General features: G+C 49.6%; 16 protein-coding genes, 2 pseudogenes, 1 riboswitch and 1 other annotated feature. Of the genes and pseudogenes, 13 read left to right on the top strand and 5 right to left on the bottom strand.

Annotated elements, in window-relative coordinates; genetic code table 11:
* The 3 genes from thiS to thiC form a co-directional block, all read right to left on the bottom strand.
* Complete coding sequence (gene thiS, locus Q1A48_RS15710; RefSeq protein WP_299946740.1) at positions 1–201, bottom strand: sulfur carrier protein ThiS; 201 nt, start codon at positions 199–201, stop codon at positions 1–3.
* The gene (gene thiO, locus Q1A48_RS15705) at positions 201–1,274 is read right to left on the bottom strand and encodes a glycine oxidase ThiO (protein ID WP_299946737.1); all 1,074 of its coding nucleotides are present in this window, start codon (positions 1,272–1,274) and stop codon (positions 201–203) included. Before thiO ends, thiS begins: the two co-directional genes overlap by 1 nt.
* Before the next feature lie 127 nt (positions 1,275–1,401).
* A complete protein-coding gene (thiC, locus tag Q1A48_RS15700) occupies positions 1,402–3,315 on the bottom strand; it encodes a phosphomethylpyrimidine synthase ThiC (protein WP_299946734.1) in 1,914 nt (637 codons plus the stop codon).
* A gap of 85 nt (positions 3,316–3,400) precedes the next feature.
* A riboswitch (TPP riboswitch) is annotated at positions 3,401–3,499 on the bottom strand.
* A 289-nt stretch (positions 3,500–3,788) separates the two neighbouring features.
* Here thiC and Q1A48_RS15695 point away from each other — a divergent pair.
* Positions 3,789–4,715, top strand: a complete 927-nt coding sequence (locus tag Q1A48_RS15695) for an SGNH/GDSL hydrolase family protein (RefSeq protein ID WP_299946732.1) — start codon at positions 3,789–3,791, stop codon at positions 4,713–4,715.
* A gap of 118 nt (positions 4,716–4,833) precedes the next feature.
* Here Q1A48_RS15695 and Q1A48_RS15690 read toward each other — a convergent pair whose 3' ends face one another.
* Entirely contained in the window at positions 4,834–6,384 is a 1,551-nt protein-coding gene (locus Q1A48_RS15690; protein ID WP_299946730.1) for a thioredoxin domain-containing protein, read from the bottom strand.
* Between the two features lie 862 nt (positions 6,385–7,246).
* Here Q1A48_RS15690 and Q1A48_RS15685 point away from each other — a divergent pair.
* From Q1A48_RS15685 to Q1A48_RS15655, 8 genes and pseudogenes are all read left to right on the top strand, one after another.
* Positions 7,247–7,492: a hypothetical protein gene (locus Q1A48_RS15685; RefSeq protein ID WP_299946728.1), complete on the top strand. Its 246-nt coding sequence runs from the start codon at positions 7,247–7,249 to the stop codon at positions 7,490–7,492.
* Positions 7,493–8,044: 552 nt separating this feature from the next.
* On the top strand, positions 8,045–8,368 hold the full coding sequence (locus Q1A48_RS15680; RefSeq protein WP_299946726.1) for a phosphotyrosine protein phosphatase: 324 nt from the start codon (positions 8,045–8,047) through the stop codon (positions 8,366–8,368).
* A 436-nt stretch (positions 8,369–8,804) separates the two neighbouring features.
* Positions 8,805–9,545: pseudogene (locus tag Q1A48_RS15675) on the top strand (isocitrate lyase/phosphoenolpyruvate mutase family protein).
* Between the two features lie 80 nt (positions 9,546–9,625).
* Positions 9,626–9,916, top strand: a complete 291-nt coding sequence (locus Q1A48_RS15670) for a hypothetical protein (protein ID WP_299946723.1) — start codon at positions 9,626–9,628, stop codon at positions 9,914–9,916.
* A gap of 5 nt (positions 9,917–9,921) precedes the next feature.
* Complete coding sequence (tnpB, locus tag Q1A48_RS21880) at positions 9,922–10,272, top strand: IS66 family insertion sequence element accessory protein TnpB (RefSeq protein WP_366523424.1); 351 nt, start codon at positions 9,922–9,924, stop codon at positions 10,270–10,272.
* 68 nt (positions 10,273–10,340) lie between these two features.
* Entirely contained in the window at positions 10,341–11,243 is a 903-nt protein-coding gene (locus tag Q1A48_RS15665; RefSeq protein WP_299946722.1) for a transposase, read from the top strand.
* A complete protein-coding gene (locus Q1A48_RS15660) occupies positions 11,240–11,920 on the top strand; it encodes an IS66 family transposase (protein WP_299946721.1) in 681 nt (226 codons plus the stop codon). The genes Q1A48_RS15665 and Q1A48_RS15660 overlap by 4 nt, the downstream gene beginning before the upstream one ends.
* A 310-nt stretch (positions 11,921–12,230) precedes the next feature.
* Complete coding sequence (locus Q1A48_RS15655) at positions 12,231–13,406, top strand: serine hydrolase domain-containing protein (protein WP_299946720.1); 1,176 nt, start codon at positions 12,231–12,233, stop codon at positions 13,404–13,406.
* Between the two features lies 1 nt (position 13,407).
* Here the strand turns inward: Q1A48_RS15655 and Q1A48_RS15650 are convergent, their stop codons facing one another.
* Positions 13,408–13,638 carry a hypothetical protein gene (locus Q1A48_RS15650; protein WP_299946719.1) on the bottom strand — a complete coding sequence of 77 codons (231 nt, stop codon included), beginning with the start codon at positions 13,636–13,638 and terminating at the stop codon, positions 13,408–13,410.
* Positions 13,639–14,376: 738 nt separating this feature from the next.
* On the opposite strand from Q1A48_RS15650, the gene Q1A48_RS15645 reads away from it, so the two are divergent.
* The 4 genes and pseudogenes from Q1A48_RS15645 to Q1A48_RS15630 form a co-directional block, all read left to right on the top strand.
* On the top strand, positions 14,377–14,901 hold the full coding sequence (locus Q1A48_RS15645) for a CHAP domain-containing protein (protein WP_299946717.1): 525 nt from the start codon (positions 14,377–14,379) through the stop codon (positions 14,899–14,901).
* Between the two features lie 118 nt (positions 14,902–15,019).
* A complete protein-coding gene (locus tag Q1A48_RS15640) occupies positions 15,020–15,406 on the top strand; it encodes a hypothetical protein (protein WP_299946716.1) in 387 nt (128 codons plus the stop codon).
* Positions 15,407–15,560: 154 nt separating this feature from the next.
* Positions 15,561–16,184, top strand: a complete 624-nt coding sequence (locus tag Q1A48_RS15635) for a LysE family translocator (RefSeq protein WP_299946715.1) — start codon at positions 15,561–15,563, stop codon at positions 16,182–16,184.
* A 94-nt stretch (positions 16,185–16,278) separates the two neighbouring features.
* Positions 16,279–16,616, top strand: a pseudogene (locus Q1A48_RS15630) (IS3 family transposase); the annotation flags it as partial.
* Positions 16,557–16,657: a sequence feature (AL1L pseudoknot), on the top strand. It overlaps the preceding pseudogene by 60 nt.
* Positions 16,658–16,710: the final 53 nt, after the last annotated feature.

Raw genomic sequence — 16,710 nt, 5'->3', positions numbered from 1 at the left:
TCACCCCCCCACTACCGGCGCAACAATATCGAGGCGATCATCTTGATGGATGGCGGTTGCGGCATACTCCGTGCGCGGGACAAAGCGGCCATTCACCGCCACGGCGAAGGCCTCGCCGCAATACCCCAACTGCTGCAACAGGGCGGCCAGCGCCACAGAAGAGGCCAGCGTGTGCACTTCACCGTTCACAAAAACCTGCATCAAACCACCTGTAGAAGCTGTTCTGTCACTATCTCTTCCACCTGTTGCACCATTGCCGGTGCCAGCAGGTAACCGTGGCGATAGAGACCGTTTACACGGATCTGGCCCTGGGCATTGTGTATCAGCGGCCTGTTGTCCAACGTGGCGGGGCGGCAGTGTACCCGCGTCTCCACGATCCGCGCTTCGGCGAATGCCGGATTGAGGGAGAAGAGTGCGGAGGACAGCTCCATACTGGAGCGCACGGAAATCGGAGACATGTCCTCACTTTCAATTTCAGTGGCACCAATCACCGTGCGACCGTCACTGCGGGGCACCGCATAGAGACTGTAACGAGGGTGCAGCAGACGCACCGGACGCTGCAAAACCACCTCGCGGGATTCCACCACCATCACTTCACCGCGCACACCGCGCAGCCCTTCAATACCGTCTTTGGCACCGAGACCGCGGCAGTCGATCACACAGTCGAACTGCTCCTCCCCTTCGGTAAAACAAATCCGGTTTTGCTCACAGCGCACTTTCGTGCGCTCGCGCAGTGCCACACCCTGCTGGCGCAAAGCGCTGAGCAACAGGGGCAAGAGGCGATGGTTGTTGATATCCGCTTCACCCCGTAAGAACAAACCCTGTTCAAAACGCTCCAATGCGGGTTCCAACGCACCCAGTGCCCCGGCGTCCAAAGACTGCACCTGGTCTTTTTCCAGATCACCCAGCTTGGCGTGTAGATCGCGCAGAAATTGTGCCAATTCACTTCTGTCTTTGCCGTGGGCAACCAGCACACTGCCCGCCTGGCGAAATTCCACCGTGCGGCCGGTTTGCTTTTCGAGCTGCTTACTCCAGCCCACCCAAAGTTTAAGGCTCTCAAGCCCCAGGGTATAAATCTCCTTTTCCCCCTGCACCAACTCGGACAGGGGCGAGATCATACCCGCTGCGGCCCAGCAGGCGCCTGCGGGCAAAGACAAATCGCCCGCCTCGAACAGAGTAATATCCAGCTCCCGCCGGGATAAACGCCAAGCGAGCAGGCGGCCCAGCAGGCCGCCCCCGGCAATGGCGATTCTCGCTTTGCTTTCACTAGTCATTGACCACCTGTCGCTCCAATAGCATTTGGGCACCGGCCGGCAGCAATCACCCTGATCACTGCCGCACACCGGGTACCCGTCTTTTCCCGGTAGGGAAACATAGCCCTGAAACCCTGCCCAGTGGGAATCATTCGCCCTTATGGTAAATCTCGCTACCCATGTCCTTAAACTTGATCGCCATTTCTTCCATGCCCTGTTCCGCCTCGCGCTTGGCAGCGTAATCACGTACGTCCTGGCTAATCTTCATGGAACAAAACTTGGGGCCACACATAGAGCAGAAGTGCGCGACCTTGCCGGATTCCTTCGGCAGGGTTTCGTCGTGATAAGACCGCGCCCGCTGCGGATCGAGACCCAGGTTGAACTGATCCTCCCAGCGAAATTCAAAACGGGCTTTGGAGAGGGCGTCATCGCGTTTCTGAGCGCGGGGGTGCCCCTTGGCCAGATCCGCAGCATGCGCGGCAATCTTATAGGCCATCAACCCCTCTTTGACATCCTCTTTATTGGGTAGGCCCAGATGCTCTTTTGGGGTCACATAGCACAGCATGGCGCAGCCATAAGTGCCGATCAGCGCGGCACCGATGCCGGAGGTAATGTGGTCATAGCCGGGGGCGATATCGGTTGTCAAGGGACCCAGGGTGTAGAAAGGCGCACCGTGGCAATGCTTCAGCTGCTCATCCATATTCTCCTTGATTTTATGGATGGCCACATGGCCGGGGCCTTCGATCATGGTCTGTATATCGTGCCTCCAGGCGATTTCGGTCAATTCACCCAGGGTGCGCAGTTCACCGAACTGGGCTTCGTCATTGGCATCGGCAATAGACCCCGGGCGCAGACCGTCACCGAGGCTGAAACTCACATCATAGGCCTTCATGATTTCACAGATTTCCTCAAAGTGGGTGTAGAGGAAATTCTCTTTGTGGTGACTCAGACACCACTTGGCCATAATGGAACCGCCGCGGGATACGATGCCGGTCATGCGCTTGGCAGTGAGCGGCACATAGCGCAGCAGGACCCCGGCGTGGATGGTAAAATAATCCACACCCTGCTCCGCCTGTTCGATCAGGGTGTCCCGATAGACCTCCCAGGTCAGTGCTTCGGCAATGCCATCCACCTTCTCCAGCGCCTGGTAGATGGGCACCGTGCCGATAGGCACCGGCGAATTGCGCAATATCCACTCGCGGGTTTCATGAATATTGGCGCCGGTGGAGAGATCCATCACCGTGTCCGCGCCCCACTTGGTCGACCACACCAGCTTCTCCACCTCCTCTTCGATAGAGGAGGTAATGGCGGAATTGCCGATATTGGCATTCACCTTGCACAGAAAGTTGCGTCCGATAATCATCGGCTCCACTTCCGGGTGGTTGATGTTGGCGGGAATGATCGCGCGGCCCTCTGCCACTTCCCTGCGCACAAATTCCGGAGTGATTTGCTCGGGGATATAAATACCCTCGCGGGCCCTCTGGTATTCCTGCTCCCCTGGCACACCCCCCTGTTGTGCACGGCCCATATTCTCGCGTACTGCGATATACGCCATTTCCGGCGTGATGATGCCGCGGCGGGCGTAGTGCATCTGCGAAACATTGTTGCCGGCCCTGGCGCGGCGCGGGCCCGGCAGTTTTTCAAAGCGGATATGATCCAGCCCCCGATCCGCCATACGCCCTTGGCTATAGGCTGCCTGCCGGGAACCCAATTGCTCGGTATCGTCGCGCGCCTCAATCCAGGCTTGGCGAAACCGGGGCAACCCCGCGCGGACATCCACTTTGACATTGGGGTCTGAGTAGGGGCCGGCAGTGTCATACACCATCAGCGGTGCATTGGGCTCCAGTACCGGATCCTTGTCATCTCCTCCCACAACACTGTCACTCAGGTCAATTTGACGGGCGCCCACCCGGATATCGACAGTCTCACCTGGCAGGTAGACCTTGCTGGAATTAGGGAAGGACTGAGCGGTAAGATTTTCCAGGAAGGACTTCGCGGAATCGCGGCTGGCGGCGCGGGAGGATTTCCCGGCTTTCCCAGGCTGCTTGGTATTTTCGGACATGCTTGACCCCGTGGCTTGCAAAAAATAAAGGGCGCAGCGTCCAGGGCAAAAAGTAAGAGAAAAGCCACCCCTGTATAATCCAGCGACGACTTCGGATCTTGTTCCCTACGCGGAAGTTACCCCGATCAGGTTCAACGGATCTCGCAGCAGCGATCTCAGCCCACAGGCGCTCCGACAAGTTGTTGCGCAGTATAGTGGAAACCACCGGAGGGGAACAAGGCGCATCTGTGTGTGCGGTGCCTTTGACCGGGGCAGTATGAAGCCGCTAAACAACCCCCCTGGCCTTAAAAGCTCCCTCTTGCGAAAGCACCAGGCGACAGAATTCCAACCCACTTCAAGTTATCCAAATCTGACCGATTAGTCCATAGCATTCATAATTCCACTTCTCTGACCCTGTTTTACAATCCAGCGCGTTCACCGTAGCAGAAACAACAATAACAACCTTCGACGAAAGTCGGTGTGGGAGAAAAACAATGTGGAATAAGTACGGTGTTATAACAGCGTTAGCGCTAGGTATCCTGTCGGTCGAGCACTCAGTGGCAACCCCCTCCAAAGCCGTCGCCGCCGGTGACAGTATCACCATGGCGTTCGCTGCGGACTGCACGCGCAATACAACTATCTTTGATTTGTTTTGCCTGCTGCAAGGTGATCAGCCCGAGCATTCGTGGTTTGATGGGGATGACAATTCGGTTGACAGTGTGCACGACAAATATAAATTGACTTTGCCCAATATAGCCGCGAATAAAAATGCAGCCGAATCCGGTGCCGAGATGCGCAGTGGTGGTGATAACTTTTCAATACAGGCGGACCGCATTCTTACCCAGAGTACACTCGCGGATCATGTGGAGGTTGTGCTCGGCGGTAACGATATCTGCAACCGGGGGTGTATTGATCCGGCCAATTGCAGTGACCCGCTGTATACCGACAACGAGTGGCGATCGGCTATCCGCGCGGGATTGGATAAGCTGGTCGCTGGCCTACCCAATGGCTCCACAATAGTGTTGGGTTCGGTGCCCCGTGTACAGGACCTGCGTGCTGCGGGCCTGGAAAAGCAGAGCGGGGATTCAGGGGTGGACTGTGAAAATGTCTGGTCCACCTTTGGCATCTGCCGTATTGCCACCAATGGCGGTACCTTGAACGGCGAGGATTTCGCCACCCGCTATAACGGCATTAGCGCTGTCCAGCGGCGTTACAATGCAATACTGGCAGAGCAGGCAGAGGACTATAACGGCACAAATGGCGTAGAGGTTATTGCCGAATATACCGGTGAAGACGAAGTCAATGGCGGCACCTTCCTGTTTGGCAAAGATGATATTGATGGTGGGGATTGTTTCCATCCCAGTATCCAGGGGCAAAATATCCTGGCAAATATTATGTGGGATGGAAATCCGGATAAATAGTCATTAACTCTGCCCGGTGAACACTGGGCCCAGCTATTTATCGAAAATTTACTTGTCACCATAACTATGGCAAGCCACTTGATTTGCGGATAAATAGCTGGCCCAGCCTGAGCGAAGCTCAGTCCCTGCCTTTATCGGGATCTCCTTCAAAGTAACCAAGCTCTTCCACCACATACTGTAAGCGGTACGGCAGCCCCTTGCGCATAAAGGTAACGTCAATGATCCGGCCACTGGTGAGCGCCTCCCACAAGGTATTTTGCCCACTGTGCACCCAGCTGTCATTCACACGCAGTAACACATCATTTTCCTGCAGGCCAAGCCCGCTAAAGAATTCACTGTCTGTAATACCCTCCAGCCGCAACAGGTGATGCCCCTCTACTGCAAGTGCCGCCTCAGTGAATTTTGCTTCCAGCAGTTCGCGCTGGGCCAGCTGTTTGTGCAACCACGCCTGCCCCAGGGTTAAAACCCCGGATGGTTCGATTAACCTGCCGGTACCGGGCCCCAGAGGCTGCTCAATCCGCTGCCTGGCGGCCTCGCTCTGTTGGTGGGAATCCGTGAGTGGAATATCAGTAGCCATCTCCCCTTTAAGTGGCAGCTTTTCCAGACTGCCATGATGGTCAATGACCGCAAACCTGCGATGAAGCCGTAGCAATGATACGTTTGGCAGCAGTTGCTGCCCCAGGGTAAAATACTGTGCCCGTGTCTGTTCCACCTCAATCAACCCTTTCGAGTTTTCCTCGGCACTCGATTCACTAACCCCCACCAGTGCCAAAGGCAGTGTGGTAAAAGGCAGGTCCCTGTCATTGATTCCATTGGAGTCCCGCCATACATACTTTTCACCTGTTGAGACACCCATGCTGTGCAACTCTCTGTCCACCCAATAAGCGTATTGCTCAAACGTGCGCGACCCCTTGAGATATAACCCGTTAATCAATACCACGGGAACATTTTTCAACCCCAGGTCCATCGCCATCTTTCGGTCTTTCAGAACTTTCGACCTGATGTCCGCATCTTTTATACAGTGCTGAAAGCGGGCTCCATCAAGCTGTAAGCGCTGCGCCAGCGCTAAATAGAGTTTCCCATCAAGCCTGGGTGTTTGCACATATAAAGCATCGTGATACTTCCAGTAGCCGCCCTGCTCTGCCGCACAACGGGCTGCATGAGCGGCTTGCACCCCCTGCTTGTGGAATTTCAGGGGGAAATCCAAGTGCGCCTGCCTTGTCCACCCCCTGTATCGTTCCGCCAACCGCCTCAGCACCGGTTGAATGGATTTACAGTGTGGCGACTGAAAAGAGCAGAATACGGAAATGGTAATTGGGGCCTTGGGATTGCCCCGAAATAGGCGGGATTTGCTGGATAACTCAATGCGGGGGGGCACCGGAACCGGCAAAAGAATTTCCACTGCCTTTTTATGGTTATTTTTATCTGCCAACTCATAAATCCTGCCTACGCGCAACGCATACTGCATTTCTGCCAAATCATATAACGCCAGTTGCAGGGCGTTGTCGATCTTCTCAAGGCGGATCTCCTGGCCCGCAATGCGCGCTGCCAGAGGCGATTGGCCGGTATCGGCTGCTCTGGGTGCCGCTTCATAATCCGTGCAGGCTGTGAGGCAATAGAAGAGCGCATGGAGCAGGAGTAGCCAAAATAGACCATTTCGCCTCTTCATAGCCTGTACTCTTTTTTTAGTTGTTTCCGCGGATACTAACAACCTGTGTTTACAAGACCCACACAAGGCGACAAACCCTTCCAAAAAATGTGTACTAAGCTATGTTTCTTGGTTTCACAGACGGCGATTCATTCAAACACATCGTTCGGATGGTGAAATTTCACCCAGCTAGCCCATATCGAACAAACCCTGGTTTCCTTTGGAATTGATTGCTAATTCCTTACTCTACTGCGAATAGCTTTGCCAGCCAGTGGGAAACTACATTTAGTGTCGCCTAAAGCTTCAGCTTGATTGACTTTTTTTGCAAAAATCGAATACCGTAGGTCTGCTACCCTAGCGCCCAACCGCATCACCGGTGCAAGCAAAGAAAAATAAATAAAAAAACAGCGCAACGATCATTATTTATCCCACGAGCGCCCTGTAACCGCAGCGCTCGCGGGAAATCCAATCGCAAAACATTCAAACAAAAAAGGACCGCATCATGACCGCGTAAATGAGAGAAAAACGCCACCTCCCAGTGCTGGAACACCGAGAGATGGCTAACCCCAATAGATAAGATAAGTATCTAGCGAGGCTGTCTTGAATGATACGCCATACACTCGTTCGTCTTCAATCAACGTCTCCCTGAAGACGAGCTTTTCGAGTCACTTTCGCCCCTGGCGGCGGAGTGTGCTGTGGCGTTGCGTGATGATTGGTGTGGTCTTTTACTTCAGCCGCGCACCGCCTCTCTGGCCCCACACCCTTTCTGCAAGTTTCCCTTTTCTTTCCCCACACGGATCGCACCTGCGGCGAGAGAAACCGCGCAAAGCGATGTGCTTTTTCTGCACCTTTCCGCCACAGGTGACTCAAGGAGCCTATAAAGATGCCTATATTACCCTGTCGATTGTTTCAGCCGTTGCACCTGGGTGGGTATTTTATTATCACGCCGGTCGCCATCAGAGATAAGGTTGTGGACCTGCACATTGCGCCCGGCAAGGGCAACCGCGTGATGCGGGCCGTGCGTTTACTGCAACTGTTAGAAGAAGCCTGGGCGCTGGAGGAGGACCCAACCGATCAGCCCCCAGCCACCCCCAGGCCATTCAAGCAGCGACCCAATAAAAAGACATAGCGCTGAGCGGGCACCTCGAAAGCCGTAGCAGCCCCAAGCAGCACGGCAAACGCTTACCTTCTCGTGCGCTTCCTGGGAAGGTAAGCACAGTCAAGACGGCAAGCCTGTACTCTTCTGCTCCGCATTGGTGCCGGCGCAGATGCGCAAGGCTTGATCACTGCAGCCGGCGCTGCCGTGGCTGTACCGGAAAGCTGTGTCAACGGGCGAGAGGGAGAACGCCTGGCGATACGCCTATCTGGAGAGTGGTGCAGTTTTACAGGCAATATGACCAGATACGAGCCGGCATTTCGATCACTGTGACCGTTATTTTCGCAGTGAAGGGCTTATTCCTCCTAAAAGCTAATAAATACAAGGGATTACATTTATTGGTGATTTTTGGGATACTGGCCGTAGTGATCATTATTCCTGGTGGTTCGATAGTACTAAACTATCGTATCAGATTGATTTACAGTAATTTTTTAATAATTTGGCGTGTAAATAATCCAGAAATACTGATCAAGGAAATACTGGTCATGGTGATCAGCATTTAAATGTTCTGTGTCGGATGAATAAATGAAAAATATACTGTTCCTGTGCAGCCAAAATAAGTTGAGAAGTCCAACTGCCGAATCCGTCTTTTGTGAAACAGATGGCTGGGATGTTCGATCTGCTGGATTAAATACTGGTGCAGAGGTTTACATTAGCACTGAAGATGTCGAGTGGGCGGATTACATCTTTGTGATGGAGCAAGCCCACAAGAAGAAATTTAAAAAGAAATTTCGAGAACAAATTAAGAATCAAAGTATAATTTGCCTTGGAATACCTGATGATTATGACTACATGGATGACAAGCTTATAAGAATCTTAAAGGATAAGGTTCCACAGTTTGTTGGGTAATCAAAAAACACAGAACAAAGCCAGCCCGAGGAACGCAGTAACCTGCGTCCCTACTGGCAGGCGTTATAACGATGCGGGCAGTCGAGAAACATGTGTTAGGTTTTTCCTAATTCAATCGTATCCGGGGTTATGATCTTAGTTTGGTTTTCCGCTGTAATGTCACTGCGTTACTTAATTGGCAAACGGAAGACATTGAAGGTTAAAAGGGCTGTAATCATGCGGTGGTGTTACGGCAGCTATTGCTTCGCTTGTTATTGTTTATTTGTTCCTTCTAATATTGAGAAAGAACCTCCCAAGAAAGAAGCTGCGTAATGTTTATCTATAACAAGTTGCTGAAATTCGTTCCGTTCGCCAAAATCGCGTCATCCGCCGGACAGCCTACACTGCGTTCCGGCTACTGTTTAGCAAAGCGTTATGTTCTAGCAGGAATCGAGTTATGAGTATTACCCATAAGGAAAAGACTGAGAAATTCCACTCAATGCATACGAAAAAAGGCTGCATCTTAATGCCCAATGCATGGGATATTGGAAGTGCCAAAATGCTCGTAGCTGCCGGATTTGAATGCATAGGAACTACAAGTGCAAGAGTAGCTTTCTCTTTGGGCCGCCCTGATAATGTATTTTGCTCAAAGGATGTCCGGCTAAGCAGGGATGAAATGATAACTAAAATTAGTGCTATCGCTAACTCAGTCAGCGTTCCTGTCAATGCAGATTTGGAGGCAGGATTTGGGGTAGAGTCTGAAGAGGTTCCTCAAACAATTTAGCAAGCAATAGAGGCAGGGGCTGTTGGGGGCAATATTGAAGATTACTCAGGCGATTTATCTTGCCCACTTTATAACATCGAGCTTTCTATAGAGCGCATTAAGGTTGCCCGTCGAGAAATCGATAATTCAGAGGTGTCATTTGTACTCGTTGGCCGTACAGATGAAATGAATGCTGGTCATCCAGCAAACCTTGACCAAGCTATTCAACGAGCAAATCTATATCGCGAAGCTGGAGCAGATTGCCTGTTTGTGCCTGGTGTTAGTGATAAAGCAACAGTATCAACGTTGGTCAAAGAAATTTCTGGCCCAATTAATGTGGTTATGGGCTTAAGTGGTTCGGATGTTTCTTTTGCAGAACTAGCAGATTTGGGTGTTAGAAGGGTCAGTATCGGTGACAGCCTAGCTAGATCGTAAGCGGTACGTGAACCACATTATTCAATTTGCTTTGTCAGGCTGCCATGATACCCCCTCCATCTACTTCGGGGGACAGCCTCATGAATCAGCAAAAGTGGCTAAGCAATGTGAGCGCCTATGAAAAAAGCTCTCAATCCAAGCGGGCCTATACTCGCAAGCACAATTTGAGCTACAGCAAATTCCTCTACTGGCACCGCAAACTATCTGATCAAACTCCTGTGCCTGATACCCCTGACTTTGTTCCTGTAGATATCAAGCCTCCCGCAGCCCCTACGGGAAACCTGGGCGTATTAGAATTTCCTAATGGTATAAAGCTGGTGATCAATAGCCCAGCTCTGCTGGCGGAAATCCCTGGCCTTATGGGTCTGTAAATGCGATGTGGCTACCGTTCAATACCAAAGTCTGGCTTTACCGCCAGCCGATTGATTTTCGCAAACAAATCGATGGTATCGTGTTATTGGTGGCCGATACATTGAACAAAGATCCAACATCCGGTCAACTCTTTGTTTTTCGCAACAAAAAGACCGATAAAATTCGTCTTCTCTACTGGGAAGATAATGGATTCTGGCTCCTCTATACGAGAAACGAAAAATCGAGGTTTATCTTTCCATGTATCTCAAATGACACAATAGAGTTATCGATTTCTCAATTACATTGGATGCTTTCCGGTTTGTATTTTAATCAGAAAAAAGAACCAGAAAAACTATCATTTTCACGATTTTATTGATGTATGCGGAGTCTGAAGAATAGATTTATATTGTATAATCCACGTATAAATTAACATTGGAAAACCCAATGGCTACCGATGATGCGCTACAGCGCCAGGTTGACCAGCTCACACGAGAACTCAAACACTCGCACCAGCGGTGCAAATATTTTGAAAAGGCCTACAATCAGCTCTTATTTCAATTTAAGCAACTCCAGCGCTCATTCTTTAGTCGGCGCTCTGAGCGATATGAAGACCCTAATGATCCTCAGGGGTTGCTGTTTGATAGTACAGAAGTTCGAGATGAAGGTTCTGTAGAGAGCGGTGATGATGATAGCGATAAAGACCAGGGTGGCGTGGTTAGTATTGCAGGACACAAACGTCACAGGAAAACAAACAAGACCTTTGCTCAGAGCCTGCCAAGAAAAGAGATGGTAATCCCTGTCCCAGAACAGGATAAGATCTGTGCATGTGGCTACCAAAAGAATCTTGTTGATTACGAGCGACATGAGCGTTTGAACTACATACCCCCGGTATATGAGGTGATTGTTGAGCTGCGGGAGAAGGTAGCCTGTCCCAAAGGCTGTGCAGACCAAATAGTTACTGCTCCCAAGCCAAAGCATATCCTACCCAAGGGTAAGTTTACCGAATCCGTTCTGGCTCACCTCATAGTCAGCAAGCTAGATGATCGTCAACCCTTCTATCATCTGGAAAAACAGCTTGAGACTCGCGCCGGATTCAGCTTTCCCCGTCAAACTATGGCCCGCACTGTTATCGATTGTGCCACTCCCCTACAGCCACTGATCAATTTGCTAAAAGATGGGGTGATTGGCTACGATATTGGGGCTTTGGACGCTACATCACTACAGGTTCTTAATGAACCTGGCCGACCAGCAAGCCGAAAATCTTATGCCTACTGTTTCGAGGCGGCTCTCCGAGCAAGGAGGCTATCATCTATGAATATAATGCATCGGATCACAAAAGCTTCGTGAGAGACTGGTTTGCCGACTTTGAAGGTACTCTGCATTGCGATGCTGATCCATTTTTTGAATTGTTGTTTGAGCGGACATCTGTAAACCCAAATCACTGCAATGCACATGCCCGACGAAAATTTGAACCCATAGCAAGAGCGGCGCAAGGGGACGGACTGGCAAAGCGAGCTATGCAATTTTACAGGAAGCTTTATCGCATTGAGCGCAAAGCCAAAGACAGCCACCTGTCATCGAAACAGAGGCATGAATTGCGGCAACAAGAGTCCAAACCCGTTATAACCGCCTTGAAGTGCTGGCTGGATGAGCACCATTCGCAAGTGCTACCCAAATCGCCGCTGGGTAAGGCTATGCATTACTGCCTGAAATATTGGAGCGGGTTGTGTGCATTCCTCGACGACGGTCGATTGGAAATCGACAACAACTTGACTGAGCAGGAGATCAAGCCCTTTGTGATGGCTCGTAAGAACTTTCTGTTTACATCTTCGGTCAATGGCGCTAAAGCGTTGTGCCTACATTTCAGTTTGATTCGCACGGCCAAGCTCCATGGCCTTGACCCCTACAGGTATTATGTGGAGATGCTTGAGCAGATTCCTCACTGTCACTCGGTTGAGGATTACGAAGCATTGCCACCTTGGAATATCCAGCTTGAGAGAGTCGGGATGGCCTCAGCATCGTAAATTGGATGCGTAGCCAGAAAGCTCTCGACATTCCATTTTTTTGCCTGTTGGCAGCACCCTCTACGACCGACAATTCAACAGCTCAGCTTGATTACATCAAATTGAGTCCACACCTTCGGTCTGATAATATCGCTTACTCTTGTGTTTCAGCGACTCTCACCGGAGTCTTGTTCGTTGGCGGTTCATCAATCCACCTTCACGCACTTTGGAGTCAATGAGTGTTCAGCTGTTGCCGGCGGAGGGCGTTCTTCCTCAAGTAAAACTGTCCGAGAAAGAAAATGGAGTGATAACTTATCTATGAGATTTTCTAATGAGTAGAGATTACGTAATAAAAACTCTAATCAAAATGTGTTTTGTAATGGTTTTTTTAGATTGTGAATTATCTTTCTCTGCACAAAGTAGCAATAATATGAAATTAAGGGGGGAGGTAGAAAATGAGGACGTTTTTTCAGCGATTCTAGCTAAGAAAAGACGTGAAACTGGATTGGTTTCTCTTGCTGCCATGGCGACTAAAAATGGATCGATAGTTTTTTCTTCCGCTGTGGGAGAGAGGAAAAAAGGTAGTGGGGTAGCGGTAACCGATGCTGAAAAATGGCATATTGGATCAATAACAAAATCCATTACAGCGACAATGATTGCGCGTCTAATTGAAGATGGTAAGCTGGCGTGGAAAACAAGAGTTAAAGATGTATTTCAGGAATACCCCGATATACATGAAGCGTGGTTAGATGTTACGGTTGAGCAATTATTGACTGCCACTTCGGGTGCAAAAGAAAATTTTTCTTTTTACACGACTTTTTTCACAGCTCCTGCCCATGGCGATTCTGAAAGAAAATTAAGGGAGATAGAGGTTCTTCGGGTATTGAGAAATCGTCCCAAGAATATAGCTGGAACAAAATATCTTTATTCTAATGTAGGTTATGTAATTGCCTCAGTTATCGCTGAAAAAGTCACAGACAAGTCATGGAAACAGCTAGTGGCTAAGGAAGTGTTTATTCCCTTGAACTTGGGCTCAGCAGGTTTTGGACATCCAAACGGCGACCAGGAAAGACTCGCGCAGCCTGTTGGGCATAGGAGGCTCTTGGGTTTCTTTGTGCCTGGTTCGGAGATGTCCCCTGTTGTTGATCCTGCGGGGGCGGTACATATGACGCTTCGAGATCTTACTTTATATGCTAATGACCACTTGCAGGGGGAATTGGGAGCGGGAAAGCTCCTGAAAGCTAAAACCTATAGAAAACTGCATACAGTTAAACTAGAGAATTATGCTTTCGGTTGGGCTAAAAGAGTCGAAAATGATTGGTTTAATGGGGCTATATATTGGCATAATGGATCAGACACTATGTGGTATGCGTTACTTGTATTTGAGCCTACGTCGAATGTCGTTGTTGCGGTGGCGTCAAATGACGGTGATTTTGCCACTGCTGAAAAATCTGCTTGGGAGATCGTAGAGTTTTGTTTTAGGCACATTGGGGGTAAGTTGTATTAGTTCAGACCAAATCTGACACACAACCGGTACACCAGTGTGCCATTACCCTGGGTATCCCCAGGTGGCATTCACCCCCTGAGGGCTTGGGTATTGCGATCCGTTTGACGGGTTGGGGCTGGTAGTAGCTCTCAACCAGGGCTCGGCGCAGTGCGGACCAGCGTGACTTTATCCACTGGAGATAATCTTCGATGGAGATACCATCGACACCAATTGCGCCTTTGTTCCGACGCACTTGCTTTCAGGCAGTACGCAGGTTCTCCGGTGCCAGCATCTGAGCATACAGGTTACTCTCCAAAGCTGGGAACAAATCACTGCCGCTATGAGATTGAACGTCGTTTGTCACAACCGGATATCCTCATAAGGTAGTGATGTCTCACTCTCTTTATTTAATGTTCGGGCCTTCCCCCTCTCCGGCTCCCTGCCGGTTCCAGGCACTATGCCCTCTGCTGACTTCTGCACTATCACCGCGCGGGTTCCCCCTCGTGGCGTTGGGGCCGCCCCTGGCCTGTAGCGTAGATCTCCCCGGATAAGAACAGGAACTGTCCCTACACAACTGCCGTATTGTCCCTACTCCTCGAACCTGTGGACTTGGTTACCTTGTGCTAACTCGTCCCCGGGGCTGGGCCTTATATACGCTTTCTGTTCGTCGGCTCGCAGGTTTGCGCTTGGGCTTCTTCCAGACAACCCCTCGCGGGGTTGCCCTTGCCGTCGGCTAGTAGTTATGATCACCGGTAACCCGTTGATTAGGTTCTCCTACAGAGGACTTCCACCTTATTAGTTCATGCCCATGCTGGGCGTACACAAGCGCAGGCTGTCGGAACACCTTTCCGCTGCACCCCAAGTCGCTCACAGCTGCGGGCGTTAAAAGTCACCATGTATCGAGGTTGTAAGAATTAAAAAGTACATACTTGCCTGTATATTATCTATTTCGCTCGTCGTGGTTGGGTACAAGCTAATCATTTCAGTGAATTTGAATAGAGATCAAGAAATTGGCGAAATAGTCGATTCATTAGATGGCGTAACAGTCTACTTTAACGGAGGAGTGAACCATGCATTAGAGAGGAATCTTGCTAGCGATGGTTATAACCTCGGCCTGAAGTACCAGTGTGTTGAATTTATAAAGCGGTTCTATTACGAACATTTCGGGCATAGAATGCCTGATACTTATGGGCACGCGAGAGATTTCTTTGACCCTACTGTATCGCATGGGGAGTTGAACCCTGCTAGAGGACTTTTACAATATCGTAACGGCGGTGCTGACGCTCCTAAATATGGGGATATTTTGATTTTCAAACCATCAATCACAAATCCCTATGGCCATGTGGCAATCGTTTCAGACATTGATCTAGACTCTATGAAGATAGAGATTACTCAACAGAATCCGGGACCTTTCAGTCCATCGCGTGAGATTTATGACCTATCATATAAAGATGGTTGGTCTATTCAAAATGGCCGTATAGCTGGATGGTTAAGGCTTGAGCAGGAAAATATTTAACAAATCGATGAATTTCTTTCCGCCCTTATAGGGCTCCACCGGACATGCTAAACTGCGCGCAGCGTGTCGATTATTGAGGCGTTATGCATCCGCCTCGGAACAATAAACTGGAGTAGCCATGAAAACGCTTACACAATTAGTTCATTTTTCTATCGGGTTAGGAGTTATCCTACTCTGGTATTTGTGGCCGCCATTCATCAGCAACGCCCAAAAACTATCTTATTATCTTTCGGAAATCTTTGGTAGTCAATTATTGACACTCATAGGTCCAGTCCAAATTATGTTTTTCGTAATGGGGGTTACGACAGGATATCTTTGCGCAAAGGGCGCTTTTTATCTTTCATCGTTGCAAGTGCTCCCGTCGTTTATTCTTTTTGGACTACTAAATTTCAGTGATACTGCTTATTATATAGAGCTAATCTATGGCCTTTCATTGGTGGCCTCCTCATTGCTGGGTGCGTATCTTGGTAGTGCAATTCAGCGCAGGGGAGCAAAAAATGCATAATCGAGTAAAGGCGGGCTTCGAGCCCGCCCTCCCCACACCATCTTTCAGGATCGTTACTCGTACCCAACTTGGGAGTGACCATTCAGAAAAAATTGGACGGCCCAAATTCTGCCCATAAGTCATTGAGACTTTATCTTTGTCTAAGAAGAATTGAGTGGATATAAATAACATCATAACTTTTATAGCGGTAGCGGCTTTGTTGGTTATTTCACCTAGTCCAAATGGTTTTCTCCTCGCCAAAACAGTTCCACTCTCTGGACAAAAATCAGGCTTCGCTAATATTTTGGGATTTGTAGCTGCTTTTTACTTGCATGGTACATTATCTATATTTGGCATTTCTGTACTTCTCGTTCAATCTGCTCAAGCATTTTTTATCTTCAAAATTCTAGGCACCGCTTATTTAATCTGTATTGGTATAAAAGCGCTTGCTAGTGCTTTCAAAACTAAAAATCCAAAATTACCAGATTCGGCTCATAAAAATATTAAGCTTGTTTCAGTGCGCACCGCGTTTTCAGAGGGGTTCTTAACAAACGTGCTTAACCCCAAAGTATCAATGTTCTATTTGGCGGCCTTCCCACAATTTATACCCACAAATGAAGGGACAACAAATGCATATGTATTGGTAACTGCGCACTCTATAGTTAACTTTCTGTGGTTCTCTACAATGGTATTTATGTTGTCGCGCATCAAAAATACCACAGACAATACGCAATTTAAAAAGTGGCTAAATTCTATAACTGCAGTTGTATTTATCGGCTTCGGCTCTAAGTTGGCATGAATGAAAAACGGCTAATTGGGTAAAGGCAGGTTTCTAGCCCGCCCTGAATCACCCCGGGTTTCTCGGAGGCTAACTTTCTTGAGAGAATTAGCCAATGAGCAAACAACCTGGATACTCCTCCGAAGTACGGGAACGCGCAGTTCACATGGTGTTGACCGGTGAGCACGAACATAAATCACGCTGGGCAGAGATTACATCTATCGCCTCTAAGATCGGCTATACACCTGAGACTCTACGACCATGAGTCAACAAGATGGAAGTCGACAACGGCACTAAGCTAGGCACCACTAGTGGTGACGCAGCCCGCCTTAAAGAGCTGGAGGGCTAAGTCCGCGAGCTGAAGCGCGCTAATGAAATCTTGCGCAAGGCTGCCGCTTTTTTCGCCCAGGCGGAGCCCGACCGCAAACCGAAGTAATGGTGGCATTCATTGACCAGGAGCGCGACCTGGGTCGACTGGTTTAACCATCGCCGCATTCTCGAGCCGATTGGCGATATGCCTCCAGCCGAATACGAAAACCTGTATTAT

It is taken from the genome of uncultured Microbulbifer sp. (genome assembly GCF_947489355.1).
Classification (GTDB): Bacteria; Pseudomonadota; Gammaproteobacteria; order Pseudomonadales; family Cellvibrionaceae; genus Microbulbifer.
This window is presented reverse-complemented; position numbering and strand designations above follow the sequence as displayed.